Origin of the sequence: Streptomyces sp. NBC_01485 (assembly GCF_036227125.1) — a bacterium.
Classification (GTDB): Bacteria; Actinomycetota; Actinomycetes; order Streptomycetales; family Streptomycetaceae; genus Streptomyces.
The window spans coordinates 1,118,240-1,142,300 of record NZ_CP109435.1 but is presented as its reverse complement, the minus strand read 5'-3'; the positions used below and the strand labels follow the sequence as shown (position 1 = coordinate 1,142,300).

The window sequence follows — 24,061 nt, the reverse complement described above, 5'->3', positions numbered from 1 at the left end:
GCAGCCAGTCCGGGACCGTACTCGAACCACACGCACCGTGTCGGACCTCGGTCCCGTGGGAAAGGGACGACGTCGCCATGGCAGATCACCTGGAAGCATCCGTCACTCTGCCGAGCGATCCCGCCTCGGTCTCCACGGCCCGCGGCTTCGTGGCCGGCACCCTCGGGGAATGGGGTCTGCCGGCGGACGCGGAGGTGGCCGACACCGTCCGGCTGATCGTCTCGGAACTCGCCACCAACGCCGTACAGCACACCTTCGGGCAGTCGCCCACCTTCACGGTGGGCCTCGTCCTCGAGCGTGACGAGCATCTGCGCATCGGCGTCACCGACAGCCACCCGCGCTTCCCGCAACGACTGCCGGCCGCCGTCCAGCAGGACAACGGCCGAGGCATGGTGATCATTCGCTGGCTGACCGCGGAGTGCGGCGGCAAGCTGAGAGTGCGGCCCACCCGGGAGGGCGGCAAGACGGTCACCGTGGAACTCCCGTGGACCGTCCCGACGGCGGTTCCGACGTCGGTCCCCACCGTGGAGCCGGTGACCGGAGCCCTGACTGCCCCGGCGGCCCCCGCGGAGGGCGAGATCCCGGGGCGGTGACGGCGCGTCAGGGACGCCGGCACCGCCGCGAGAGGTTCGGCGGGCCTAGCGGACCCGGCCGTACCAGACGCTCTTGGTCCAGATCTTCTGCAGCTTCACCACGTCTCCGGTCTTCGGCGAGTGCCAGATCTTGCCGCTGCCCGCGTAGATCCCGACGTGGTACACGTTCGAACCCGAGTGGAAGAACACCAGGTCGCCCGCCTTACGGCCGGACGCCGAGATGTGCTTCGTCTTGTTGTACTGCTGGGCCGCCGTCCGAGGCAGGCTCTTGCCCGCCTTCTTGTACGAGTACAGCGTGAGCCCTGAGCAGTCGAACCTCTTCGGCCCTGTGGCTCCGTACTTGTACGGGGCACCCTTCTTCGATGCCGCGATCTGGAGCGCCTTCGTCGCCGGTGTGGCGGCCGCGGCGTCGGTGGCGAGCCCCGGGACCACGACCGAGCCGCCCACGGCGGCGATGGCGAAAGCCGAGGCCGTACCGGCCCGGACCATGAGCGACGGGACACGATTGAGCGCAGTCATGCGCAACCCTTCGTCAGCCGCCTGTGAAGGATGACCTGTCGGATTCGGGCTGGCGAAGTTGCCCGGCCGCTGACGCGGCTTCACCCCAAGGGCTGCTCGGCCCGGTCATGGCGTGACCGTTCCGGCGACCCGTCGTGCTTGGGTCCTCCACTCCTGCCGATGCACTTCTGTCGACCGGTCATCCGGGAGGCGGCAGGACTCGGCGTCCGCCCGGACCGCCCCGCCTCTTGTGGCGGGGGCTTGTCGTCAGTCAGGGATCTTGACTCACCGATGTCCGAAAAACCCAATGGAACCGGGGATTTGTGGGGTTACTCACCACTCACCCGTTCGGGTGGACACCCTGATGGCCGATCAGGTGTCAAGGTCGTCAAAGGTCGCCAAAGGGCCCCGGACCAGCGGCGGAGCCTATAATTCCGCCCGAATCGTTCTCTTTTGCGCAACCTCGACCGGCCTGCGGAGGCAGCGCACGCTACGCCGTACGGGGGTACCTCGACTGGTCCGTTTCAACTCCGGGCCGCACGACACGCGCGGGGCGCGGGCCGTCCGGCCCGGAGGCGGGCCGTGTCAACTGTCGGAGAGCGGAGGGACCGTGACGCGCGCCGTGCGACGCTCCCCGTCGAGGACGCGCAGCGCCCGCGCGAGCGTCGGCGCGTGCAGCTCGCTCTCGCCCCGCTGGTGCATCAGCGTCAGCGCGTCGCGCAGCGCGGTCGCCTTGCTCACCAGCGCCTGGGCGGCGCGCAGTCCGCGGTACGTGTCCCCGTGGTGGGCGGGGTTGATCCGGCCCAGCAGGTCGACGACGTCGAGGTAGCCGTCGATCAGCTCGGCCTCGGCCCGGGTCAGCGCGGGCAGCGGCGGCAGTTCGGGCACCATCGGCGGCTCACCTCCCGTCCGGCGCGCCGGCCGAGGTCTTGCGGCTGGAGATGATCTCGTCCACCAGGCCGTACTCCACGGCCTCCTGGGCGGTGAGGACTTTGTCCCGCTCCATGTCCGCGGTCACCTGCTCCGGAGTGCGCCCGGTGTGCCGTACGAGCATCTCCTCCAGGGTGGCCCGGGTGCGCAACAGCTCGTCCGCCTCGATGACGAGATCGCTGGCCTGCCCCTCGACGGGCTCGGGCAGCGACGGCTGGCGGATCGTCATCCGCGCGCCCGGCAGCGCGAACCGCTTGCCCGGCGCACCCGCCGCCAGCAGCACCGCGGCGGACGAGTCCGCCCGGCCCAGGCAGGTCGTCGCCACGTCGCAGGTGACGTACCGGATCGTGTCGTACAGGGCCGTCATCGCGCTGAACGAGCCGCCCGGGGAGTTGATGTACAGCGCGATGTCCCGGTCCGGGTCCTTGTGCTCCAGGTACATGAACTGGGCCATCACGTTGTTCGCCGCGATGTCGTCGACCGGCGTCCCCAGAAAGACGATCCGCTCCTCCAGCAGCTTCGAGTACGGATCCATCGTCCGGTGCCCGAAGCTCGTGCGTTCGGTGAACTCGGGCAGGACATGGCGGGCGGACGGTGATCGGTTCATGGGAGCCCCTCCTTCTGCGCCTGCTGCGTCTGGCGCATCTGTAAAAAATGTACAGGATGTACGTGACGTTAGAATGGGGGTATGGCCTACGAGATTCCGGTGACGCAAGCCAGGGCTGAGCTCGCCGACCTGATCAACCGCGTGGTGTACGGCGGTGAGCGCGTCGTCGTGACCCGGCACGGCAAGCCCCTCGTCGCCCTCGTCTCCGCCGCCGACCTGGAGCGACTCGACGAACTGGACCGGCCCGCGGAGCAGCCGGTGATCAGCGCGGTCGCCGCGGTCCGCGAGGTCGCGTCCGCTCCCCGCGAACAACACCGGTTCGGGATCACGGCAGAACACCGGGGGGCGAGCCCGTCGTAGGCACGGAGGTGACGCGGGCCGGGGCGGCTCCTGTGCCTCGGCGGTCGGCCTGGGCGCGTCGGCCGAACGCGGCTCGAGCGGGGCGGCTCACCGCTGAGCCGGCCCGCGACCCCGGCGAGGCCCGGCGGGAGCACGCTCGCGCTGAGGGCCGCGCCGCTGGGTCGGTCGATGGGACGGGCGCGGCGACGTCCACCGTCTGTGCCGGGTGCCGTTGCCTGCCGCGTGAGGGGATCGCCGAGGACTGGACCGTATACGGCACGGTGGTCGCCCCCGGCCTGCCGCTCCACTGCTCCACGTCGCCGCGGTGCGGGCGGGGGCGAGCCGGGCGTATCCCGGGCCCGCCTCGACACCGGCCGCCGCCGGATCCTCGACGGCGCGCCGCACGCTGAACGGTGATCGCCGTCGTGCCGGGCCTCGTCGCCCCGTAGTCGCTCTTCCGGCCGGGTCGGTCCGGTGTCGGGGGGTCTGAATCGATCACAGCTCGGTTAACTTGCCTGAAATGCGGCCCAACTAGCCTGCCGGTCCATGCCACCAGGGGCTTTTCCTCGTGGCCGCGGCAACCGGGCCCCGCACGGTCCGGAGCGAGGATGTGAGGTGGGACGTGCAACTGACTCCGCACGAGCAGGAGAGGCTGCTGATCCACGTGGCGGCCGACGTCGCCGAGAAGCGTCGGGCCCGTGGGCTCAAGCTCAACCACCCGGAGGCCGTGGCCCTCATCACGTCGCACATCCTCGAAGGCGCGCGTGACGGCCGTACGGTCGCCGAGCTCATGTCCTCCGGCCGCAAGCTGCTCACCCGCGACGACGTCATGGAGGGCATCCCCGAGATGATCCACGACGTCCAGGTCGAGGCCACCTTCCCGGACGGCACCAAGCTCGTCACCGTCCACGACCCGATCGTCTGAGGGGGCCTCGATGATTCCCGGCGAGATCCTCTTCGCGGACGAGCCTGTCGTGTACAACGAGGGCCGCGAGGTCACCCGGCTCACCGTCCTCAACGCCGCCGACCGGCCCGTCCAGGTCGGCTCCCACTACCACTTCGCCGAGGCCAACCCGGGCCTGGACTTCGACCGCGCCGCCGCGCGCGGCAAGCGGCTGAACGTCTCCGCCGGCACCGCCGTGCGGTTCGAGCCCGGGATCCCCGTCGACGTCGAACTCGTCCCCCTCGCCGGCGCCCGTGTCGTGCCGGGTCTGCGCGGGGAGACCGGAGGTGCCCTCGATGCCTGAGATCTCCCGTGCCGCGTACGCCGACCTGTTCGGCCCGACGACCGGCGACCGCATCCGGCTCGCCGACACCGACCTGCTGATCGAGATCGAGGAGGATCGCTGCGGCGGCCCCGGTCTCGCCGGTGAGGAGGCGGTCTTCGGCGGCGGCAAGGTCATCCGTGAGTCCATGGGGCAGTCGCGCGCCACGCGCGCGGACGGCACGCCCGACACCGTCATCACCGGCGCGGTCATCGTCGACCACTGGGGTGTGGTGAAGGCCGACGTCGGCATCCGCGACGGGCGGATCACCGGCATCGGCAAGGCGGGCAATCCCGACACGATGGACGGCGTCCACCCGGACCTGGTCATCGGCCCGGAGACCGAGATCATCGCCGGCAACGGGCGGATCCTGACGGCCGGCGCGGTCGACGCGCACGTCCACTTCATCTGCCCGCAGATCGCCGACGAGGCGCTGTCCGCGGGCGTCACGACGCTGGTCGGCGGCGGCACCGGACCGGCCGAGGGCTCGAAGGCGACCACCGTGACGCCGGGCCCCTGGCACCTCGCGCGCATGCTGGAGGCGATGGAGCAGTACCCGCTGAACATCGGGTTCCTCGGCAAGGGCAACACCGTCTCGCAGGGCGCGATGCTGTCGCAGATCCGGGGCGGGGCGCTCGGCCTGAAGCTGCACGAGGACTGGGGCTCGACCCCGGCCGTCATCGACGCCTCGCTGACCGTCGCCGACCGGACGGGCATCCAGGTCGCGATCCACACGGACACCCTCAACGAGGCCGGATTCGTGGGCGACACCCTCGCCGCGATCGCGGGCCGGGGGATTCACGCGTACCACACCGAGGGTGCGGGCGGCGGGCACGCGCCGGACATCATGACCGTCGTATCGGAGCCGCACGTGCTGCCGAGTTCGACGAACCCGACGCGGCCGTACACGGTGAACACCGCCGAGGAACACCTCGACATGCTGATGGTGTGCCACCACCTCAACGCGGCGGTCCCGGAGGACCTGGCGTTCGCCGAGTCCCGGATCCGGCCGTCGACGATCGGGGCCGAGGACGTCCTGCACGACCTGGGCGCGATCTCGATCATCTCCTCCGACGCGCAGGCCATGGGCCGGGTCGGCGAGGTCATCATGCGGACCTGGCAGACGGCGCACGTGATGAAGCGACGCAGGGGCGCGCTGCCCGGCGACGGCCGGGCGGACAACCACCGCGTACGGCGCTACGTCGCCAAGTACACGATCAACCCGGCGCTCGCGCAGGGCCTGGCCCGCGAGATCGGCTCGGTCGAGGGCGGCAAGCTCGCCGACCTGGTGCTGTGGGAGCCGGCGTTCTTCGGCGTCAAGCCGCACCTCGTCATCAAGGGCGGGCAGATCGCGTACGCGCAGATGGGCGACGCCAACGCCTCGATCCCGACCCCGCAGCCGATCCTGCCGCGCCCGATGTTCGGCGCGATCGGCCGGGCGCCCGCCTCGAACTCGTTCAACTTCGTGGCGCCCCTCGCGATCGAGGACGGGCTCCCGGAGCGGCTGCAGTTGGGGAAACGGTTCGTCGCCATCGAGTCCACGCGGGGGGTGACCAAGGCGGACATGCGGGAGAACGACGCCCGGCCGCGCGTCCAGGTCGACCCGGACAGCTTCGCCGTGCACATCGACGGGGAGCTCGTCGAGGCGACTCCGGCCGCCGAACTGCCCATGGCCCAGCGCTACTTCCTGTTCTGATGGGCACGTTCTCGGTGGATACGTTCTCGATGGGCGGTCGGTGATGGGCAGGGCGGCGCTCCTGGTCCTGGCCGACGGCCGCTTCCCCGCAGGCGGGCACGCGCACTCCGGCGGGGCGGAGGAGGCCGTCAAGGCCGGACGGATCACCGGTGCGGCGAGCCTGGAGGCCTTCTGCCGGGGTCGGCTGTACACGGCGGGACTGGTCGCCGCGGCGCTGGCCGCGGCGGCGGCCGCCGGGGCGGACCCGGTGGAACTGGACGCGGCGGCGGACGCCCGCACGCCGTCCCCGGCGTTGCGGGTGGCCGCCCGCAGACTGGGCCGGCAACTCGTGCGGGCCGCCCGGTCGACCTGGCCGAGTCCCGAACTGGAGGCCCTGGCACGGGAGTTCCCCAAGGGCGCCCACCAGCCGGTGGTGTTGGGCCTGACCGCGCGGGCGGCCGGTCTCGGGGCGGAGGACGCGGCGTACTGCGCGGTCTACGAGAGCGTGAGCGGACCGGCGACGGCCGTGGTGCGGTTGCTGAGCCTGGACCCGTTCGAGGCGACGGCGGCACTGGCCCGGCTGGCACCGGAGCTGGACCGGGTGGTCGACCGGGCGGTGACGGCGGGGGCCGCCGTGTCGACGGCCGGCGTCGACGCGCTGCCCGCGGCGTCCGCGCCGCTGCTGGAGATCGGGGCGGAGGTGCATGCGGCATGGCCGGTACGCCTGTTCGCCTCCTAGGACCTGTCCCAGCCCCTCAAGAACCCCTTCCGCGAGACATGTTGGAACAGGAGCCGCAGCATGCATCTTGACCACTCCCACGACGGCCCGGCCGCGGTCGGCGCCGACGCTCGACGCGCCGACGGTTCGCGGCGGGCGATGCGGATCGGGCTCGGTGGGCCCGTCGGGTCCGGGAAGACCGCGACCGTGGCCGCGCTCTGCCGGGAGCTGCGGGACACATTGGCGCTGGCCGTCGTCACGAACGACATCTACACGCGCGAGGACGCCGAGTTCCTGCTGCGGGAGGCCGTGCTGCCGCCCGAGCGGATCACCGCCGTCGAGACGGGCGCCTGCCCGCACACCGCGATCCGGGACGACATCTCCGCCAACCTCGAGGCCGTGGAGGATCTGGAGGACGCCGTCGGGCCGCTCGATCTCGTCCTGGTCGAGTCCGGCGGGGACAACCTCACCGCCACCTTCTCCAAGGGGCTCGTCGACGCGCAGATCTTCGTGATCGACGTCGCCGGCGGGGACGACATCCCGCGCAAGGGCGGGCCCGGCGTCACCACCGCCGACCTGCTCGTCGTCAACAAGACCGACCTCGCGCCGTACGTCGGCTCCGACCTCGCCCGGATGGCCGCCGACGCCAAGGCCCAGCGCGCCGAACTCCCCGTCGTCTTCCAGTCGTTGCGCGGCGACAGCGGCGTGACGGACGTCGCCGCGTGGGTGCGGGCGCAGCTCGCCGCCTGGACGGCGTGACGTGGGCGGTGTGCACGCCACCGCGCGGATCCGGGCACGGGACGACGGCCGCGGAGGCACCTCCCTGCCCGTGCTGGAGAGCGACGGGCCGCTCGCGCTGCGCCGCACCCGGGCCCATGGCGGCGAGGCGCGTGTCGTGCTCGTCGGGGCGATGAGCGGACCCCTCGGCGGCGACCGCTTCGCCGTGGAGGCGGCCGTCGAACACGGCGCCCGGCTGCACGTCGGATCGGCCGCCGCCACCATCGCGCTGCCCGGACAGGTGAAGGACGAGGCCCACTACGACGTCCGCCTCACCGTCGAGGGCGACGGCGAACTGCACTGGCTGCCCGAGCAGTTGATCTCCGCCAGGGGCAGCGACCTGTACGTCACCACCCGGGTCGGCCTCGACGCCGGGGCCCGGCTCGTGCTGCGCGAGGAGCAGGTGCTCGGGCGGGTCGGGGAGGAACCCGGCCGGCTCACCAGCCGGCTGGCCGTGCGGGTCGCGGGACGGGTCGTCCTCGACCAGGAACTGGCCTGCGGGCCCGGTGCGCCCGGCGGCTGGGACGGGCCCGCCGTACTCGCGGGACACCGCGCCGTGGGGCAACTCGTCCTCGTGCGGCCGGAGTTCGCCGCGCAGGCGGTGGCGTCCCGGATGGTCGGGGAGTACGCCTGTGTCATGCCGCTGGCCGGGCCCGCCGCCCTCGTCACCGCCGTCGCGCCCGACGGGCTGCGGCTGCGCCGCGCGCTGGACGAGGCGCTCGCCGTGCTCGGCATCCGGTGAGCGGTATGTTCCTCTCCGGTTATCGGATTGGCAAAGAAGGTCAACGACACCTGTTCTCAGGCACCTCACAGCCGCGAAGATCCCCCTACTGACCGTTAACCATGTAGGGGGAGTGCCCACTTGAGGGACATACGACCGAACAAGCGGACCGCCGCGCTCGGATCGGCCGGCGTGCTCGTCGCCGCGACGCTGCTCGCAGGTGCCGTCGCGGCGCCCACCGCGAGCGCGACCAGCGGCCGTTCGGGGCAGGACCGCGAGACGCGCGGCGCCGCGCTCGCCGCGGAGCTGGCCGCCAAGGCCGGCATCAACTGGCAGGACTGCCCCGCCGACTGGGGTCTCGAGAAGCCGATCCAGTGCGGCTGGGTCACCGTGCCGCTCGACTACGCCAGGCCCAACGGCAAGAAGATCAAGATCGCCGTCGACCGCATCGGCAACACGGGCACGGCCAAGCAGCGCCAGGGCGCGCTCGTCTACAACCCCGGCGGCCCCGGCGGCTCCGGGATGCGCTTCCCGCGCCGCGTGACCACCAAGGCCCCCCTGTGGACCAACGTGGCCAAGGCCTACGACTTCGTGGGCTTCGACCCGCGCGGCGTCGGCCACTCCGCGCCCATCTCCTGCGCCGACCCGCAGGAGTTCGTCAAGGCGCCCAAGGCCGACCCGGTCCCGAGCAACGCGGCCGACAAGCGCGCCCAGCGCAAGCTCGCCCGCGCGTACGCGCAGGGGTGCGCCGAGCGCACCGGCAAGGCCGTGCTCGCGCAGATGACCACGCGGAACACCGTCCGCGACCTGGACGTCATCCGGGCCGCCCTCGGCGAGAAGAAGCTCAACTTCCTGGGCGTCTCCTACGGCACCTACCTCGGCGCCGTCTACGGGTCCATGTTCCCGGGCCACGTGCGCCGCATGATCGTCGACAGCGTGGTCAACCCCTCCCGCGAGAAGATCTGGTACGAGGCCAACCTCGACCAGGACGTCGCCTTCGAGGGCCGCTGGAACAACTGGCAGGACTGGGTCGCCGCCAACGACGCGACCTTCCACCTCGGCAAGACCCGCGCCGCCGTCCAGGCCAAGTGGCTCACCCTGCGTGCCGCCGCGAAGAAGAAGCCCCTCGGCGGGGTCGTCGGCCCGGCCGAGCTGATCTCCTTCTTCCAGAGCGCCCCGTACTACGACTCCTCGTGGGTCCCGGTCGCCACGGTCTTCAGCAAGTACTTCGCCGGGGACACCAAGGCCCTCGTCGACGCCGCCGCCCCCGATCTGACGGACAAGGCCGGCAACATCGCCTCGGAGAACGGCAACGCCGTCTACACGGCCGTCGAGTGCACCGACGCCAAGTGGCCCACCAGCTGGACGAAGTGGGACCGGGACAACACGGCGCTCCACAAGAGCCACCCGTTCATGACCTGGGCCAACGCCTGGATGAACCTGCCGTGCGCCACCTGGCCGGTCAAGCAGCAGACCCCGGTGGAGGTCAAGACCCACAAGGGCCTGCCGCCGGTGATGATCGTGCAGTCCACGAATGACGCGGCCACCCCGTACGACGGCGCCGTCGAACTGCACAAGCGGTTCAAGGGCTCGCGCCTGATCACCGAGAAGGGCGCCGGCTCCCACGGGGTCACCGGCCTGGTCAACACCTGCATCAACACGCGGGTGGACGCCTACCTCCTCACCGGCAAGCTGGACACCGCGGACGTGACCTGCGCGCCGCACGCCATACCCAAGCCGTAACCGTCGCCCGCAGGGCGACAGCAGAGAGGGGCGACCGGAGCAATCCGGCCGCCCCTCAAGTTTTTTGACGGACTGTCAACTCTTCCGGCGTCAACGCAGTGGTAACCGGGGGAACTTGCGTTCCTTCTCCGCCTTCGCCGCCTTGGCCGCGGCCTCCTCCGCCTTGGCGACGGCCGCGTACTGGTCCACGTACTCCTGCTCGGACAGCATCAGGATCGCGTACATGATCTCGTCGGTGATCGCGCGCAGCACCGCCTTCTCGTTCTCCATGCCGAGGTAGCGCGAGAAGTCGAGGGGCTCGCCGAAGCGGATCTTCACGGGGTGCAGGGTCGGGATCACCTTGCCGGGCGGCTGTGCCTCGAAGGTGCCGATCATCGCGCAGGGGATCACCGGCACCTGGGCCTTCAGCGCCATCACCGCGACGCCGACCTTGCCCTTGTAGAGGCGGCCGTCGTGCGAGCGGGTGCCCTCCGGGTAGATGCCGAGCAACTCGTCCTCGCCGAGCACCCCGAGGGCCTCGCGGATCGCGGCCTGCCCCGCGTCCTTGCCGGAGCGGTCGACCGGGATCTGCCCCGCGCTGCGGAAGAAGGTCGCCGTCAGCCGGCCCTTGATGCCGGGGCCCGTGAAGTACTCGGCCTTCGCGAGGAAGGTGATGCGGCGCTTGAGGATCGCCGGCATCAGGAAGTGGTCCGCGAACGACAGATGGTTGCCCGCGACGATGGCGGCTCCCGAGTCCGGCACATGCTCCAGGCCTTCTATACGAGGGCGGAAGAGCAGGCGCAGCAGCGGCCCCAACACCACGTATTTCAGGAGGTAGTAGAACAAAGGAGTCGCTCCTCGTGTCCGGCGGATCGGCTCGCGGCCGTGTTCCAGCAGGTCAACCGGCATGGTGTGGGCTGTCAGTGTAGGGGCAGCCACCCGCACCCGAAACAGCGCCGAACCGGCCCCGCGCCGCGTCCCCGTCGTCACAGCCGTACGACGACCAGGGCCGTGTCGTCGGTTGCGCCGCCGGGGGGCAGGAGTTCCAGGAGGACGGCGTCGGCGAGGGTCTCGGGGTCGGCTTCGCGGTGGCGGGCGAGGGCTTCGGCGAGGCGGTTGACGCCGGTGTCGATGTCCTCGTGGCGGCGTTCCACCAGCCCGTCGGTGTAGAGGGCGAGGGTGGCGCCGTCGTCGTAGGTGGTGCGGGCCTCGGGGCGGGGGACCGGGGTGGGGCGGGCGTCCAGCGGGGGGTCGGTGGCGCGGTCGAGGAACTCCACGCGGCCGTCGGCGTGGACGAGCACCGGCGGCGGGTGCCCGGCGCTGCTGTAGGTGATGGTGTGGTGGTCGAAGTCGATGAACGTGGTCACCGCGGTGGCCGACTCGGCGCCGTCCACGACGTTCGCGTACCGCCCGAGGACGTTCAGCGCCTCGGCCGGGCCCTCGGCGACCCGGGAGGCCGCGCTGAGCGCGCTGCGCAACTGGCCCATCACCCCGGCCGCCTCCAGGCCGTGCCCGACAACGTCGCCCACCGACACGCCCATCCGGTTGCCGCCGACGAGGTCGACCAGGTCGTACCAGTCCCCGCACACGTTGAGCGCGCCGACCGCCGGCCGGTAGCGCACGGCCGCCCGGTGGTGTCCGGCCTGGCGGCGGGCCGGCAGCATCGCCTCCTGAAGGGCGAGCGCGACCTCGCGCTCCCGGGCGTGCGCCAGCCGCAGCCGCTCGTTGAGCTCCTGCAGCTCACGCGCGCGGGTGTACAGCTCGGCCTCCAGCACGCGGCCCCGGCTGCCGGCCCGCGCTCCATCCCCGCTCCCGCCTGCTCCACCCCCGCTCCCGCCGGCCCCGCTCCCGCCCGCTCCGCCCGGCCCGCGTCGGCCGCGGGCCCGGATCAGCTCGGTGACCTCTTCCACCCGGTGCACCAGCAGCACCACCGACCCGTCCGGGCCGTGCACCGGCGCGTTCACCGGGCTCCAGTAGCGCTCGTCCCACTCGCCGGGGCGCTCGACCGACTCGACGTCGTAGCGCTGGAGCGCCATGGTGTCCCGCTCGCCGGTGGCCAGCACCCGGCGCAGCGAGGCCTCCAGGTTGCGCATGCCGCTCGCCGTCTGGTCGTTGGGGTTGTCGGGGAAGACGTCGAAGAGATGCCGGCCGATCATCTGCTCGCGCTTGCGGCCCGTCACGCGCAGGAACTCCTGGTTGGCGTCCGCGTACACCAGCTCGGGCGTCAGCAGCGCCACCATGCCCGGCAGGGCCTGGAACACCGCCGCGTAGTCGATCGCCGTGTCGTTCATGGCTCGCGCCCCATCCGCCGGTCTTGCGTCATTTTCTCATGTGATGCGATGAATGGGGCGGGTGTAGGGCGAGCGCAGGGTCAGACGCCGGGATCCGTGAGCGACTGCTCGGCCCAGATGATCTTCCCTTCGGGGAGGAAGCGGGTGCCCCACCGCTGGCTGACCTGGGAGACCAGCAGCAGTCCGCGGCCGCCCTCGTCGGTGGTGCGCGGATGGCGCAGGTGGGGTGCGGTGGCGCCGCCGTCGAAGACCTCGCAGACGAGGGTGCGCTCACGGATCAGCCGCAGTCGGATCGGCCCGGTGGCGTACCGGATGGCGTTGGTGACCAGCTCGCTCACGATCAGCTCGGTGGTGAACGACAGGTCGGAGAGCCCCCACTCCGCCAGCCGGCGGCTCGCGGTCTTACGGGCCTCGGCGACCGCCGCCGGGTCGGCGGGCAGCTCCCAGTCGGCGACCCGGTCGGCCGGCAGGCGGCGGGTGCGGGCCATCAGCAGGGCCACGTCGTCGTGCGGCCGGGCCGGGACGAGCGCGTCGATCACCGCCAGGCAGCGCAGGTCGAGGGTGTCCGACGGCCGCTCCAGGGCCAGCCGCAGCCGCTCCCGGCCGGTGTCCAGCGCCCAGTCCTCGCCCTGGGCCAGCAGCCCGTCCGTGTGCAGCGCGAGCGTGCTGCCCTCCGGCAGGGTCACCTCGGCCGCCTCGAACGGCGGCCCGCCCACGCCGAGCGGCGGCCCCTGGGGCAGCTCGACGAACGAGACCGTGCCGTCGGGCAGCACCACGGCCGGGGCGGGGTGCCCGGCGGCGGCCATCGCGCACCGCCCGTCGACGGGGTCGTAGACGACGTACACGCACGCCGACCCCACGGCCTGCGTCTCATTACCGGGCCCGTCCTCCGCCTCCGTCGCCGCTGCCACGCCCTCCTCGTGGTCCATGCGGGCGACCAGGTCGTCGAGGTGCGCGAGGATCTCGGCGGGCGGCAGGTCCAGGGCGGCGAGGGTGCGCACCGCGGTCCGTACCCGCCCCATGGCCGCGGCGGCGTCGATGCCGTGCCCGGGCACCTCGCCGACGACCAGCGCCACCCGCGCGCCCGACAGCGGGATCAGGTCGTACCAGTCCCCGCCGAGGCCGGTCAGCTCGTCGGCCGGCCGGTAGCAGGCGGCCACCTCGACCGCGTCCTGTCCGGGCAGCCGGCGGGGGAGCAGGTTGCGCTGGAGGACCAGGGCCGCGTCGCGCTCGCGGGTGTAGCGGCGGGCGTTGTCCACGCAGACGGCCGCCCGCGAGACGAGGTCCTCGGCGAGGGCCAGGTCGTCCTCGCCGAAGGGCTCGCGCCGGTGGCACCGCAGGAACGTGGTGACGCCCAGGGTGGTGCCCCGCGCCCGCACCGGCACCACCAGGACGCTGGGCGGCTCCGGCTCGGCGGCCGGCAGCGGGCCCCACTCCTCGGTGCGCCGCTCGGCCCGCCAGGGCCGCCCGGTGACCAGACAGCGCGCCGGGGGCGAGTCGGCCCGGTACACGACCTCGGGGGCGCCGGTGACGTCGTCGGGACCGTCGGCCCCGGCCCTCCGCCGGCCCGCCCGGCGCAGGGTGACGGTGTCCTCGGGCCCGTCCGCCGCCCGCCCCGGCGCGGGCTCCGCGCCCCGCAGCACCGGCTCCAGCAGGTCCACGGTGACGACGTCGGCGAACCCCGGCACGGCCACGTCGGCCAGCTCCTGCGCGGTCCGGCCGATGTCCAGGGTGCGGCCGATGGTGCGGCCGGCCCGGTCCAGCAGCGCGAGCCGCTGCCGGGCGCGGTGCCGGTCGGTCATGTCCACGACGGTGTAGTAGACGCCGATCGGATGGCCGTGGTCGTCGTCGAGCCGGGTGAACGACAGCATGTGCGCCGTCTCCCGGTACGGCGAGGTCCGCAGGTGCCCCACGTGCTCGTACCCGACGACGGGCTCCCCGCTCGCCAGCACCCGCCGCATCTGCGCCTCGATCGCCTCGGAGTCCAGACCCGGCTGGACGTCCGCGAGCCGCAGGCCCAGCCGCTGCTTCGGCGGGCCGCCGCCGAAGCGGGCGAGTGCCTCGTTCGACCACACGAAGCGCAGGCCGGTGTCCACGATGGCGATGCCGATCGGCGAGCCGCCCACCATCTTCTCCAGCACGGGGCGGCTCATGCTCCAGCCGGGGGCGTCGCCCATCTCGTTCAGCAGGACCAGCCAGCGGGCCGGGCCGCCGGGTTCGTCGGCCGAGGTGATCCGGGCCATGACCGGGATCGGCCGGCCGTCGCCGCGGCGGGCCGACAGCAGTCCGGCCCAGCCGCCGTCCCGACGGCACCGCTCCAGGACGTCCGGCACGCGCCCGGCGTCCGCCCGGGTCAGCAGCCCGGCCAGCCCCTTGCCCACCGCCTCGCCGGTCGGATACCCCAGCAGCCGTGCGGCGTCCCGGGTCCAGCCCCTGACCGCACCGCCCGCGTCGAGCAGCAGCGGGGCGGCGTCCGCCACGTCGAACCGCCGGCGGGCAACGTCGTCCTCGTCGTGTGTGCCCACGGTCGGCCTCTCTGTCGCTGAGAGTGGTCTACCACCTCCCGACACAATCTTCACCCCGCCTGCACAACTGTGCCCTGAGCCACCCGGGAACCTCAGCGGCGGTTCCCGGACGGCTCCCCGACGAGGGCGGGTCCCTCAGGCCCCTCAGGCCCCGCGCGTCAGCACCCGCTCCAACGTCGCCAGGGCCGACGTCAGTTCCTCGGCGGTGATCGTCAGGGGTGGGGCCAGCCGGATGGTCGAGCCGTGGGTGTCCTTGACCAGGACCCCTTCCCGCATGAGGCGCTCGCTCACCTCGCGGCCCGTGCCGAGCGCCGGGTCGACGTCGACGCCCGCCCACAGCCCGCGCGCCCGGAAACCGACGACGCCCTTGCCGACCAGCCCGGTCAGCCCGTCCCGCAGGACGAGGCCCAGCTCGGCCGCCCGGCGCTGGAACTCGCCCGTCTCCAGCAGCTCCACCACCGCCGTGCCGACCGCCGCGGCCAGCGGATTGCCGCCGAACGTCGACCCGTGCTCGCCAGGCCGCAGCACCGACAGCACCTCGCGCCGCGCCACCACCGCCGAGACGGGCACGATCCCGCCGCCGAGCGCCTTGCCCAGCAGCAGGACGTCGGGGACGACCCCTTCGTGCTCCACGGCCAGCGTCCGTCCGGTCCGCCCCAGCCCGGACTGGATCTCGTCCGCGACGAACAGACAGTTCCGCCGCCGGGTCAGCTCCCGCACCCCGGCCAGATAGCCGTCGTCGGGGATGACGACGCCGGCCTCGCCCTGGATCGGCTCGATCAGCACCGCCGCCGTCGTCTCGTCTACGGCGGCCTCCAGTGCGGCCAGGTCGTTGTACGGGACGATCCTGAACCCCGGTGTGAACGGGCCGAAGCCCGCCCGGGCCGTCTCGTCCGTGGAGAAGCTCACGATCGTCGTCGTACGGCCGTGGAAGTTCTCGGCGGCGACCACGATCGTCGCCCGGTCGGCCGGGACGCCCTTCACGTCGTACGCCCACTTGCGGGCCACCTTGATGCCCGTCTCGACCGCCTCCGCGCCCGTGTTCATCGGCAGGACCATGTCCAGGCCGGTCAACTCCGCGAGCCGCTCGGCGAATTCGGCCAGGCGGTCGTTGTGGAAGGCGCGGGAGGTGAGGGTGAGGCGGTCGAGCTGGCGGTGGGCGGCCGCGACCAGCAGGGGGTGCCGGTGGCCGAAGTTGAGGGCCGAGTAGCCGGCCAGCAGATCGAGGTAGCGGCGGCCCTCGACGTCCTCCACCCAGGTGCCCTCGGCGCGCGCGACGACCACGGGCAGCGGATGGTAGTTGTGCGCGAGGACGGGCTCCTCGGCACGGATCAGGTCGGCGGAGGAACGCGTGAGGGCGGGGACGGACGGCGCGGGGACGACGGGTGCGGTCATGAACGGATCTCCTGCGTGCAGCACTTGATGCCACCACCGGCCTTCAGGAACTCGGAGAGGTCGACGGGGACGGGGACATAACCGCGCTCGGCGAGCCGCGAGGCGAGGGCCTCGGCCCGGGGGGCGATGAAGACGTGACGGCCGTCGGAGACCGAGTTCAGGCCCAGCGCCATCGCGTCGTCGCGGGTGGCGAGCACCGCGTCCGGATACAGCCGGGCCAGCACCTCCCGGCTGCCGGCCGAGAACGCCTCGGGGTAGTAGGAGACGTTGTCGTCGTCCAGGACGAACAACGCCGTGTCCAGGTGGTAGAAGTGCGGGTCCACCAGCGTCAGGCTGATCACCGGGTGCCCGAAGAACTCCTGCACCTCCCGGTGCGCCTCCCGGGTCGTGCGGAAACCCGTGCCGGCCAGCACGTACCGGCCCGTCCACACGAGGTCGCCCTCGCCCTCACAGACCGACTCGGGCCGGTGGACGTCGTACCCGGCCGCCTTGAACCAGGTGTCGTAGTGGACGGACTCGGGCCGCCGCTGGGGCGCGTGGTAGAGCGACCCGAAGACCCGGCCCGCCACGACGACCGCCGAGTTCGCGGCGAAGACCATGTCGGGCAGGCCGGGGGCCGGCTCCACGACGTCCACGGTGTGGCCGTGGGCACGGTAGGCGCTGATCAGCGTCCGCCACTGGGCCTGGGCCAGGTCGACGTCCACGGGGGCGTCGGGACGCATCCAGGGGTTGATCGCGTACTGCACGGCGAAGTGTCTGGGTTCACAGACGAGGAAGCGCCGTGGGCGCCGCACACGGCTGCCGGACACGCCCGCGGGCGGGTCGAGCACATCGGTCACACGCTCGGGCACAGAGGGTTCCTCCGCTTTTCCTACGGTGTCGACTGAGGGTTGACACCAAGGTAGGAACTGACCCCGACGCACGACAAGGAATGAGCATTGCGTGTCTGCGCAGGAATGCTGCGTGCTTTCCCAGCTCAACGCAGGTTTGCTGCGTCTTCGCGCGTTTATTCGGGAGCGTGCTGGGTCGCGCCCGCCTCCGGGCTCTCCGGCAGCAGATGCGACAGCACCATCACGCTGATCGTCTTCCGGATGAACGGCTCGGCCCGGATGCGCTCCAGCACGTTCTCGAAGTGCTCCACGTCCCGCGCCCGCACATGCAGCAGCGCGTCCGCCCCGCCCGTCACCGTCATCGCCGCGGTGATCTCCGGATGGTTGCGCACCACCTCCGTGAGGCGCCTGGGCGGTGCGGCCCCCTCGCAGTACACCTCCACGTACGCCTCCGTACGCCAGCCCAGCGCCGACGGCTGCACGGTGGCCGTGAACCCGGTGATCACCCCGGTGTCCCGCAGCCGGTCCACCCGGCGCTTCACCGCCGTCGACGACAGACCGACGGCCATACCGATCTCGGCGAAGCTCGTCCGGGCGTTCGCCATCAGAGCCGTGATGATCTTCCGGTCGAGATCGTCGAAAGAGGCGGGGCCGCTGTTCATGGGGGCACTGTATCCAGCGCTCACGTCCACACCCCGGCACATGTCCAGTGGCGCGGATCGCCCCTACACTCCACCTTCATGCTGCGCGCCCTTGCCGTCGACGACGAACGCCCCTCGCTGGAGGAGCTGCTCTACCTGCTCACCGCGGATCCCCGGATCGGCAGCGCGGAGGGCGCCGGCGACGCGACCGAGGCGCTGCGCCGCATCAACCGCGCCCTTGAGTCCGGCCCGCACGGCCCCGAGGCCATCGACGTCGTCTTCCTCGACATCCAGATGCCCGGCCTCGACGGCCTCGACCTGGCCCGCCTCCTCACCGGCTTCGCCCGGCCGCCCCTGGTCGTCTTCGTCACCGCCCACGAGGACTTCGCCGTCCAGGCCTTCGACCTCAAGGCCGTCGACTACGTCCTCAAACCCGTCCGCAAGGAACGCCTCGCCGAGGCCGTCCGCCGGGCCGCCGAACTGCGCGGCAGCGCCCCGCGCGTCCCCGTGCACGAACCCGACCCGGACCACCTGCCCGTCGAGCTCGGCGGCGTGACCCGCTTCGTCGCCGTCGACGCCATCACCCACGTCGAGGCCCGGGGCGACTACGCCCGACTGCACACCGACCGCGGCAGCCACCTCGTACGGATCCCGCTGTCCACCCTGGAGGAGCGCTGGCGCGCCCGCGGCTTCGTCCGCATCCACCGCCGCCACCTCGTCGCCCTGCGCCACATAGGCGAACTCCGCCTGGACGCGGGCACGGTGAGCGTCCTGGTCGGCGGCGAGGAACTCCAGGTCAGCCGCCGCCACGCCCGCGAACTGCGGGACCTGCTGATGAGGAGGCCGTAGCCGTGCCGCAGGACCCCGCCGAGCGCCGCGTCGTCGTCACCGGCCCCGCCCGCCGCACCGGCCGCGCCTCCGGCTACTACCGACCGCGCACCGAGATCGACGAGCAGACCACCCTCGGCCACACCTACGTCCGCTCCCTCATGCGCTCCCAACTGCGCGCCGCCCTCACGGTGTTCGCCGTCCTCATGCTCCTCGTCGGCCCGCTGCCCCTCCTCTTCGCCGCACTGCCCGACGCCCACCGCCTGGAGTGGGCGGTCCTCGGCTTCTGCCTCTACGCCCCGCTGGTCCTGCTCGCCCGCTGGTACGTACGGCGGGCCGAACGCAACGAACGGGACTTCATACGCCTCGTCGAGGACAGATGACGGCCGCGGCGCGATGAACTCGACCTTCGCCGTCCCCGCCGTCGCCCTCGTCGTCGTCGCCACCGTCCTCGTCGGCGCCTTCGGCCTGCGCATCTCCCGCACCACCTCCGACTTCTACGTCGCCTCCCGCACCGTCGGCCCCCGCCTCAACGCGGCCGCCATCAGCGGCGAGTACCTCTCCGCCGCCTCCTTCCTCGGCGTCGCCGGACTGGTCCTCGTACAGGGCCCGGACATGCTCTGGTACCCGGTCGGCTACACGGCCGGCCACCTGGTCCTGCTCCTCTTCGTGGCCGCCCCGCTGCGCCGCTCCGGCGCCTACACGCTGCCCGACTTCGCCGAGGCCCGGCTCGCCTCCCAGGCGGTCAGACGGCTCGCGGGCGCCTTCGTCGTCGGCGTGGGCTGGCTCTACCTGCTGCCCCAACTCCAGGGCGCGGGGCTGACGTTGACCGTCCTGACCGGTGCCCCCGACTCGCTCGGCGGGCTGATCGTCGCCGTCGTCGTCACCGCGACCGTCGCCGCGGGCGGCATGCGCAGCATCACCTTCGTACAGGCCTTCCAGTACTGGCTGAAGCTCACCGCCCTCCTCGTCCCCGCCTTCTTCCTGGTCCTCGCCTGGCAGGGCGACGGCGCACCCCGCAGCGCCTTCGACGAACCGGCGACCTTCCGCGAGCAGCGGGCCGTCCGCGTCGAGGACACCCTCGACCTCAGGCTGGACCGCCCGCTGACCGTCACGGTGGACGGCACCGTCGACGGCCACCCGCACGAGGACGCCGTACTGCGCCTCCCCGCCGGCACCCACCACATCGAGCGCGGCACCCGCCTCGCGTTCGCCGCCGGCACCGCCGTCCCCACCGCAGAACGCGGCAGCAACGGCGGCATGTCCACCTCCCTGGCCGCCGGCCGCGAGGAGCGCCCCCTGTACGCGACCTACGGCCTGATCCTCGCCACCTTCCTCGGCACCATGGGCCTGCCCCACGTCGTCGTCCGCTTCTACACCAGCCCGCACGGAGTCGCCGCCCGCCGCACCACGGTCGCCGTCCTCGCCCTGGTCGGCGCCTTCTACCTGCTGCCGCCCGTCTACGGCGCCCTGGGCCGCCTCTACGCCCCCGAACTCGCCCTCAGCGGCGACGCCGACGCGGCCGTCCTGCTGCTGCCCGACCGGGTGATCGGCGGCCTCGGCGGCGACCTGCTGGGCGCCCTGGTCGCCGGGGGCGCCTTCGCCGCGTTCCTGTCCACGGCGTCCGGGCTGACGATGGCCGTGGCGGGCGTGCTCGCGCAGGACGTCCTGCCGACGCGCGGCGTACGGCACTTCCGGCTGGGCACCGGGCTCGCCATGGCCGTACCGCTCGCCGCGAGTCTGCTGGTGGGCGGGCTGCCGGTGGCCGACGCGGTCGGGCTGGCCTTCGCGGTGTCGGCGTCCTCCTTCTGCCCGCTGCTCGTCCTCGGCATCTGGTGGCGCCGGCTGACCCCGCCGGGCGCCGCCGCCGGGATGCTGGTGGGCGGCGGGTCGGCGTTCGCCGCCGTCGCCGCCACCATGGCCGGCTTTCCCGGCACGGGCGGCCTGCACGCGCTGCTCGCCTGGCCCGCCCTGTGGTCCGTACCGCTCGGCTTCCTCACCATGATCCTGGTGTCCCTGGCCACCCCCGGCCGGGTCCCGGCCGGCACGGCGGCGATCCTGGCCCGCTTCCATCTCCCGGAGGAGCTGCGCGAGGAACTGCGGACGGAAGACCCGCGCCCCGAAGACCCGCGCCCGGAAGACCCGCGCCCGGAAGAGCGGGCGGCGGAGGCGACAGCATGAGCGGCTTCCTCGCGGGCGTGTGCATCGCGATCCTCCCCTTCCTCGCCGCGGGCTTCTGGCTGGGCCGCCGCACCGCCCGCCCCGAGAGCCTCGGCGGCCTCGGCACGCCCGTCGAGCACGCCACCTTCCAGACCCTGCACACCGCCTCCCTCGCCGCGCCCCCGCTCCGGGCGGGCCTCACGGAGGAGACGGCCCGCAGATCGGCGCGCAGGCTGCGCACCCTGCTCGGCACGGACGCCCTGTGCCTGACCGACGAGAAGGAGGTGCTGGCCTGGGACGGAGTGGGGGCACACCACCGCGCCGAGATCATGGAACGGCTCGCCGGCCCCCTGGAGAGCGGCCGGGGCGAGGCGTTCGCCCTGACCTGCGAGCACGCCGACTGTCCCGTCCGCTGGGCCGTCCTCGCCCCGCTCACCGTCGACGACCGGGTGCACGGCGTCCTCGTGGCCTGCGCGCCCCGCGAGTCCGCCGTCCTGGTCCGGGCGGCCGGCGAGGTCGCCCGCTGGGTGAGCGTCCAGCTGGAGCTGGCGGACCTCGACCAGTCCCGGACGAAACTCATCGAGGCCGAGATCAAGGCCCTGCGCGCGCAGATCTCCCCGCACTTCATCTTCAACTCGCTCGCGGTGATCGCGTCGTTCGTCCGCACCGACCCCGAGCGCGCCCGTGAACTGCTCCTGGAGTTCGCCGACTTCACCCGCTACTCGTTCCGCAGGCACGGCGACTTCACCACCCTCGCCGACGAACTCCACGCCATCGACCACTACCTGGCACTGGTCCGGGCCCGCTTCGGCGACCGCCTCGCCGTCACCCTCCAGATAGCGCCCGAGGTCCTCCCCGTCGCCCTGCCCTTCCTCTGTCTCCAGCCGCTCGTGGAGAACGCCGTCAAGCACGGGCTGGAGGGCAAGGCCGGCACCTGCCACATCCAGATCACCGCGCGGGACGCCGGCGCCGAGGCCCTGGTCGTCATCGAGGACGACGGCGCCGGCATGGACCCGGTCGCGCTGCACCGCATTCTGGCCGGCGAGGTGAGCCCGTCCGGCGGCATCGGCCTGTCCAACGTCGACGACCGGCTCCGCCAGGTCTACGGCGACGACCACGGCCTCGTCATCGAGACCGCCCCCGGAGCGGGCATGAAGATCACCGCCCGGCTGCCGAAGTACCAGCCGGGCGTGCACTCGGCGGCCCGGCTCACCCCCGGGTGATCAGCCGGTCCCCGTCACGAGGTCTTCGTCACGAGGTCCCCGTCACGAGGTCTTCGTCACGATCAGCGCCAGGGTGATCAGCCCGAGCACGACCCAGCCGAACCACAGCCAGCCGTTGCTGCCGAGCGCCACCGTGTAGGCGGTCACCACGACGAGTCCGCCGACGGTGAGCACCCCCATGGTCTTCGTGGAACCGTCCGTCGTACCGGGCATCGCGACACCCTCCTCAGGGCCGCCCCAGGCAGGGCGTGTCCCCCTCCATGGTGCCCCGGGATCAGCGCCCGCGTGCGTCGAGCGACGCAAGATAGGCGTTGTACGCCGCCAGCTCCTGGTCCCCGTCGCGGTCGGCGGCCCGGTCCGTGCGCTGGGCCTGCCGCTGCTCGGACCCGTACCACTGGAACAGCAGCGCGATCAGCACCAGCACGGACGGGACCTCGCTGAACGCCCAGGCGATGCCGCCGGCCCAGTTCTGGTCGGAGAGCGCGTCGATGCCGAGCGAGGCGGGCGGGTTCTCGAACGTCTTCACCATCGGCTGCGACGCCATCATCAACGCGATGCCGAAGAACGCGTGGAACGGCATGCCCGCGAACAGCTCCAGCATCCGCATCAGATACCCGGGCCGGTTCGGACCCGGGTCGACACCGATGATCGGCCAGAAGAACACCACGCCGACGGCGAGGAAGTGCACCATCATCGCGAGGTGCCCGGCCTTGGAGCCCATCAGGAAGTCGAACAGCGGCGTGAAGTACAGCGCGTACAGGCTCGCGATGAACAGCGGGATGGTGAACGCGGCATGCGTGATGATCCGCATGTAGCGGCTGTGCAGCAGCATCAGCAGCAGCTCACGCGGCCCCTTGCGATCCCGGCCGGCGGCCGGCAGCGCGCGCAGCGCGAGCGTCATCGGGGCGCCGAGCAGGATCAGGATCGGCGACAGCATGCTGATCACCATGTGCTGCACCATGTGCACGCTGAACATGACCATCCCGTAGTCGTTCAGCGCGGTGCACATCACGAGCATGATGGTCAGCACACCGACGACGAACGACACGGTCCGCCCGGCCGACCAGGCGTCCCCGCGCCGCCGCAGCCGCACGACCCCCCAGGCGTACAGACCGAGCCCCACCAGACAGGCGACCAGGAAGAACGGGTCCGCCGACCACTGAAGACCCCGCCCCAGCGTGAACGGCGGCAGATCCATGGTCATGCCGTGCCCGCTGTGCTCCATGACGCCGGCTCCTGATTCGTGGGGGGTTGTACGGTTCCTGCCGCCCACAAGAGTAGAGAGGTCCCGTGCGGCCTCCGGCACCGGGGGCCGCCGGGCACTTCCGGCAGGGCACGGCACGGCCCGCGCCCCTTTTACCCTGGTTCGCGCGGGTTCACTCGGGCGGTCCCGACTCGGAAGCGTTCACCGCGGGCAGGCATGTGCCATGGCTGTCATCTTCTTCGACATCGGGGCGACCCTGGCGGATCCCCACACGGAACCCGACGGCTCGCTGACACTGCGGCCCCTGCCGCGTGTCCTCGCCACGCTCGATGCCCTGAGCGAGGTGCGCAAGGGCGTCATCTCCAACCCCGGGTCGGCCGAGGCCGCCGTGGCACGGGCGCTGGCGGAGGCGTTTCCCGGCCGTTTCACGGACGCGGCCCTGGTGCACTGGGGAGTGAAGAACAGCCGCGGGATCTTCGACCGGGCGGTAGCCGGCACCGGGGGAGCGGCGGCCGACGACTGTGTCTTCGTGGGCGAGGACGCGCAGGAGCGCGGCTTCGCACGGGAGGCGGGGATGCGTACCGCGGCCCACCCGGTTTTCGCCCTCGCGGCGACGGAGAACCGTTCCGTGCTGCGGGCGCGGATCGAGCTGCGGGACGGCCAGGACCCGCGCTCGTTGACCGCGGCCATGGACGAGACCGAGGCCGTTCCCGCCGAGATCGTCTCCGAGCGGCTGGTGCTCGCCATGGTGACCGCACGGGGCGTCGCCATGCTGGAGCGCGCCGGTTTTACCGTGGACGTGCGGGGGCCGGCGGAGGACACGGTGGCCTCCCCGGTTCGGCATGACTCACCGACGGAATAAAGTACACCATATGGGTGCACATGATGATGAAGGTCCGAAGAGCGCCGGCGAAGGCGGACAGAGCGGAGAGCGCGATGCCGTGGAGCGTGATGACGCAGAGCGCCGGGTGGTCGAGAAGTTCATCAGCGACCTGCTGGCGCGCGGCGAGGCCGTCTTCGAGGGCGAGGAGCCGACCTCCCGGACGACTCATGTGATCGAGCGCGCGGACGACGGACGGCTCTCCGTCCGTCGTCTGCGCTTTCTGCACTGACCGCTGA

26 protein-coding genes and 1 riboswitch are annotated in these 24,061 nt (G+C 72.3%); of the genes, 15 read left to right on the top strand and 11 right to left on the bottom strand.

The window, feature by feature from the left end:
• Positions 1–77: 77 nt before the first annotated feature.
• Positions 78–593: an ATP-binding protein gene (locus tag OG352_RS04725; RefSeq protein ID WP_329214638.1), complete on the top strand. Its 516-nt coding sequence runs from the start codon at positions 78–80 to the stop codon at positions 591–593.
• A 45-nt stretch (positions 594–638) separates the two neighbouring features.
• On the opposite strand, the gene OG352_RS04720 is transcribed toward OG352_RS04725, so the two are convergent.
• The 3 genes from OG352_RS04720 to OG352_RS04710 form a co-directional block, all read right to left on the bottom strand.
• Positions 639–1,112 carry a C40 family peptidase gene (locus OG352_RS04720; RefSeq protein WP_329214636.1) on the bottom strand — a complete coding sequence of 158 codons (474 nt, stop codon included), beginning with the start codon at positions 1,110–1,112 and terminating at the stop codon, positions 639–641.
• A gap of 3 nt (positions 1,113–1,115) precedes the next feature.
• Positions 1,116–1,286: riboswitch (cyclic di-AMP (ydaO/yuaA leader) on the bottom strand.
• A gap of 390 nt (positions 1,287–1,676) precedes the next feature.
• Entirely contained in the window at positions 1,677–1,982 is a 306-nt protein-coding gene (locus OG352_RS04715; protein WP_329214634.1) for a hypothetical protein, read from the bottom strand.
• Positions 1,983–1,989: 7 nt separating this feature from the next.
• Positions 1,990–2,628, bottom strand: a complete 639-nt coding sequence (locus OG352_RS04710; RefSeq protein WP_329214632.1) for an ATP-dependent Clp protease proteolytic subunit — start codon at positions 2,626–2,628, stop codon at positions 1,990–1,992.
• An 81-nt stretch (positions 2,629–2,709) separates the two neighbouring features.
• On the opposite strand from OG352_RS04710, the gene OG352_RS04705 reads away from it, so the two are divergent.
• The 8 genes from OG352_RS04705 to OG352_RS04670 all read left to right on the top strand — a co-directional run bounded on the left by OG352_RS04705 (position 2,710) and on the right by OG352_RS04670 (position 9,866).
• Positions 2,710–2,988 (top strand): type II toxin-antitoxin system Phd/YefM family antitoxin, encoded by a 279-nt coding sequence (locus tag OG352_RS04705; RefSeq protein WP_329214630.1) that lies wholly within the window; start codon positions 2,710–2,712, stop codon positions 2,986–2,988.
• Positions 2,989–3,589: 601 nt separating this feature from the next.
• Entirely contained in the window at positions 3,590–3,892 is a 303-nt protein-coding gene (locus OG352_RS04700; protein ID WP_010988499.1) for an urease subunit gamma, read from the top strand.
• 10 nt (positions 3,893–3,902) lie between these two features.
• Positions 3,903–4,214: an urease subunit beta gene (locus OG352_RS04695; RefSeq protein ID WP_329214628.1), complete on the top strand. Its 312-nt coding sequence runs from the start codon at positions 3,903–3,905 to the stop codon at positions 4,212–4,214.
• Complete coding sequence (locus OG352_RS04690) at positions 4,207–5,928, top strand: urease subunit alpha (protein ID WP_329214626.1); 1,722 nt, start codon at positions 4,207–4,209, stop codon at positions 5,926–5,928. The genes OG352_RS04695 and OG352_RS04690 overlap by 8 nt, the downstream gene beginning before the upstream one ends.
• A gap of 43 nt (positions 5,929–5,971) precedes the next feature.
• On the top strand, positions 5,972–6,646 hold the full coding sequence (locus OG352_RS04685) for an urease accessory protein UreF (RefSeq protein ID WP_329214624.1): 675 nt from the start codon (positions 5,972–5,974) through the stop codon (positions 6,644–6,646).
• Between the two features lie 60 nt (positions 6,647–6,706).
• Complete coding sequence (gene ureG, locus OG352_RS04680; RefSeq protein ID WP_329214622.1) at positions 6,707–7,384, top strand: urease accessory protein UreG; 678 nt, start codon at positions 6,707–6,709, stop codon at positions 7,382–7,384.
• Position 7,385: 1 nt separating this feature from the next.
• Positions 7,386–8,144: an urease accessory protein UreD gene (locus OG352_RS04675; protein WP_329214620.1), complete on the top strand. Its 759-nt coding sequence runs from the start codon at positions 7,386–7,388 to the stop codon at positions 8,142–8,144.
• Between the two features lie 120 nt (positions 8,145–8,264).
• A complete protein-coding gene (locus OG352_RS04670) occupies positions 8,265–9,866 on the top strand; it encodes an alpha/beta hydrolase (RefSeq protein WP_329214618.1) in 1,602 nt (533 codons plus the stop codon).
• Between the two features lie 90 nt (positions 9,867–9,956).
• Here OG352_RS04670 and OG352_RS04665 read toward each other — a convergent pair whose 3' ends face one another.
• The 6 genes from OG352_RS04665 to OG352_RS04640 all read right to left on the bottom strand — a co-directional run bounded on the left by OG352_RS04665 (position 9,957) and on the right by OG352_RS04640 (position 17,548).
• Positions 9,957–10,691 (bottom strand): lysophospholipid acyltransferase family protein, encoded by a 735-nt coding sequence (locus OG352_RS04665; RefSeq protein ID WP_329223715.1) that lies wholly within the window; start codon positions 10,689–10,691, stop codon positions 9,957–9,959.
• Positions 10,692–10,831: 140 nt separating this feature from the next.
• Entirely contained in the window at positions 10,832–12,136 is a 1,305-nt protein-coding gene (locus OG352_RS04660; protein WP_329214615.1) for a PP2C family protein-serine/threonine phosphatase, read from the bottom strand.
• Positions 12,137–12,216: 80 nt separating this feature from the next.
• Positions 12,217–14,661 (bottom strand): SpoIIE family protein phosphatase, encoded by a 2,445-nt coding sequence (locus OG352_RS04655; RefSeq protein ID WP_329214613.1) that lies wholly within the window; start codon positions 14,659–14,661, stop codon positions 12,217–12,219.
• Positions 14,662–14,805: 144 nt separating this feature from the next.
• On the bottom strand, positions 14,806–16,056 hold the full coding sequence (gene rocD, locus OG352_RS04650; protein WP_329214611.1) for an ornithine--oxo-acid transaminase: 1,251 nt from the start codon (positions 16,054–16,056) through the stop codon (positions 14,806–14,808).
• Entirely contained in the window at positions 16,053–16,865 is an 813-nt protein-coding gene (gene ddaH / locus OG352_RS04645; protein ID WP_329223714.1) for a dimethylargininase, read from the bottom strand. Before ddaH ends, rocD begins: the two co-directional genes overlap by 4 nt.
• A 197-nt stretch (positions 16,866–17,062) precedes the next feature.
• Positions 17,063–17,548 (bottom strand): Lrp/AsnC family transcriptional regulator, encoded by a 486-nt coding sequence (locus tag OG352_RS04640; RefSeq protein WP_329214609.1) that lies wholly within the window; start codon positions 17,546–17,548, stop codon positions 17,063–17,065.
• Positions 17,549–17,626: 78 nt separating this feature from the next.
• Here OG352_RS04640 and OG352_RS04635 point away from each other — a divergent pair, with 78 nt between their 5' ends.
• The 4 genes from OG352_RS04635 to OG352_RS04620 are packed head-to-tail and all read left to right on the top strand — an operon-like array spanning position 17,627 to position 21,738.
• Complete coding sequence (locus tag OG352_RS04635) at positions 17,627–18,376, top strand: LytR/AlgR family response regulator transcription factor (protein WP_329214607.1); 750 nt, start codon at positions 17,627–17,629, stop codon at positions 18,374–18,376.
• Between the two features lie 2 nt (positions 18,377–18,378).
• On the top strand, positions 18,379–18,738 hold the full coding sequence (locus OG352_RS04630) for a hypothetical protein (protein WP_329214605.1): 360 nt from the start codon (positions 18,379–18,381) through the stop codon (positions 18,736–18,738).
• Between the two features lie 13 nt (positions 18,739–18,751).
• Positions 18,752–20,536, top strand: coding sequence for a sodium/solute symporter (locus OG352_RS04625; protein ID WP_329214603.1), 1,785 nt, complete (start codon positions 18,752–18,754; stop codon positions 20,534–20,536).
• Complete coding sequence (locus OG352_RS04620) at positions 20,533–21,738, top strand: sensor histidine kinase (RefSeq protein ID WP_329214601.1); 1,206 nt, start codon at positions 20,533–20,535, stop codon at positions 21,736–21,738. The genes OG352_RS04625 and OG352_RS04620 overlap by 4 nt, the downstream gene beginning before the upstream one ends.
• Before the next feature lie 42 nt (positions 21,739–21,780).
• Here OG352_RS04620 and OG352_RS04615 read toward each other — a convergent pair whose 3' ends face one another.
• Both OG352_RS04615 and OG352_RS04610 read right to left on the bottom strand, forming a co-directional pair.
• The gene (locus OG352_RS04615) at positions 21,781–21,951 is read right to left on the bottom strand and encodes a hypothetical protein (protein ID WP_107487630.1); all 171 of its coding nucleotides are present in this window, start codon (positions 21,949–21,951) and stop codon (positions 21,781–21,783) included.
• 61 nt (positions 21,952–22,012) lie between these two features.
• Entirely contained in the window at positions 22,013–22,963 is a 951-nt protein-coding gene (locus tag OG352_RS04610) for a cytochrome c oxidase assembly protein (protein ID WP_329214596.1), read from the bottom strand.
• A gap of 202 nt (positions 22,964–23,165) precedes the next feature.
• On the opposite strand from OG352_RS04610, the gene OG352_RS04605 reads away from it, so the two are divergent.
• Positions 23,166–23,804 (top strand): HAD family hydrolase, encoded by a 639-nt coding sequence (locus tag OG352_RS04605; RefSeq protein ID WP_329214594.1) that lies wholly within the window; start codon positions 23,166–23,168, stop codon positions 23,802–23,804.
• Between the two features lie 79 nt (positions 23,805–23,883).
• On the top strand, positions 23,884–24,054 hold the full coding sequence (locus OG352_RS04600; RefSeq protein ID WP_329214593.1) for a hypothetical protein: 171 nt from the start codon (positions 23,884–23,886) through the stop codon (positions 24,052–24,054).
• The last annotated feature ends 7 nt before the right edge of the window (positions 24,055–24,061 follow it).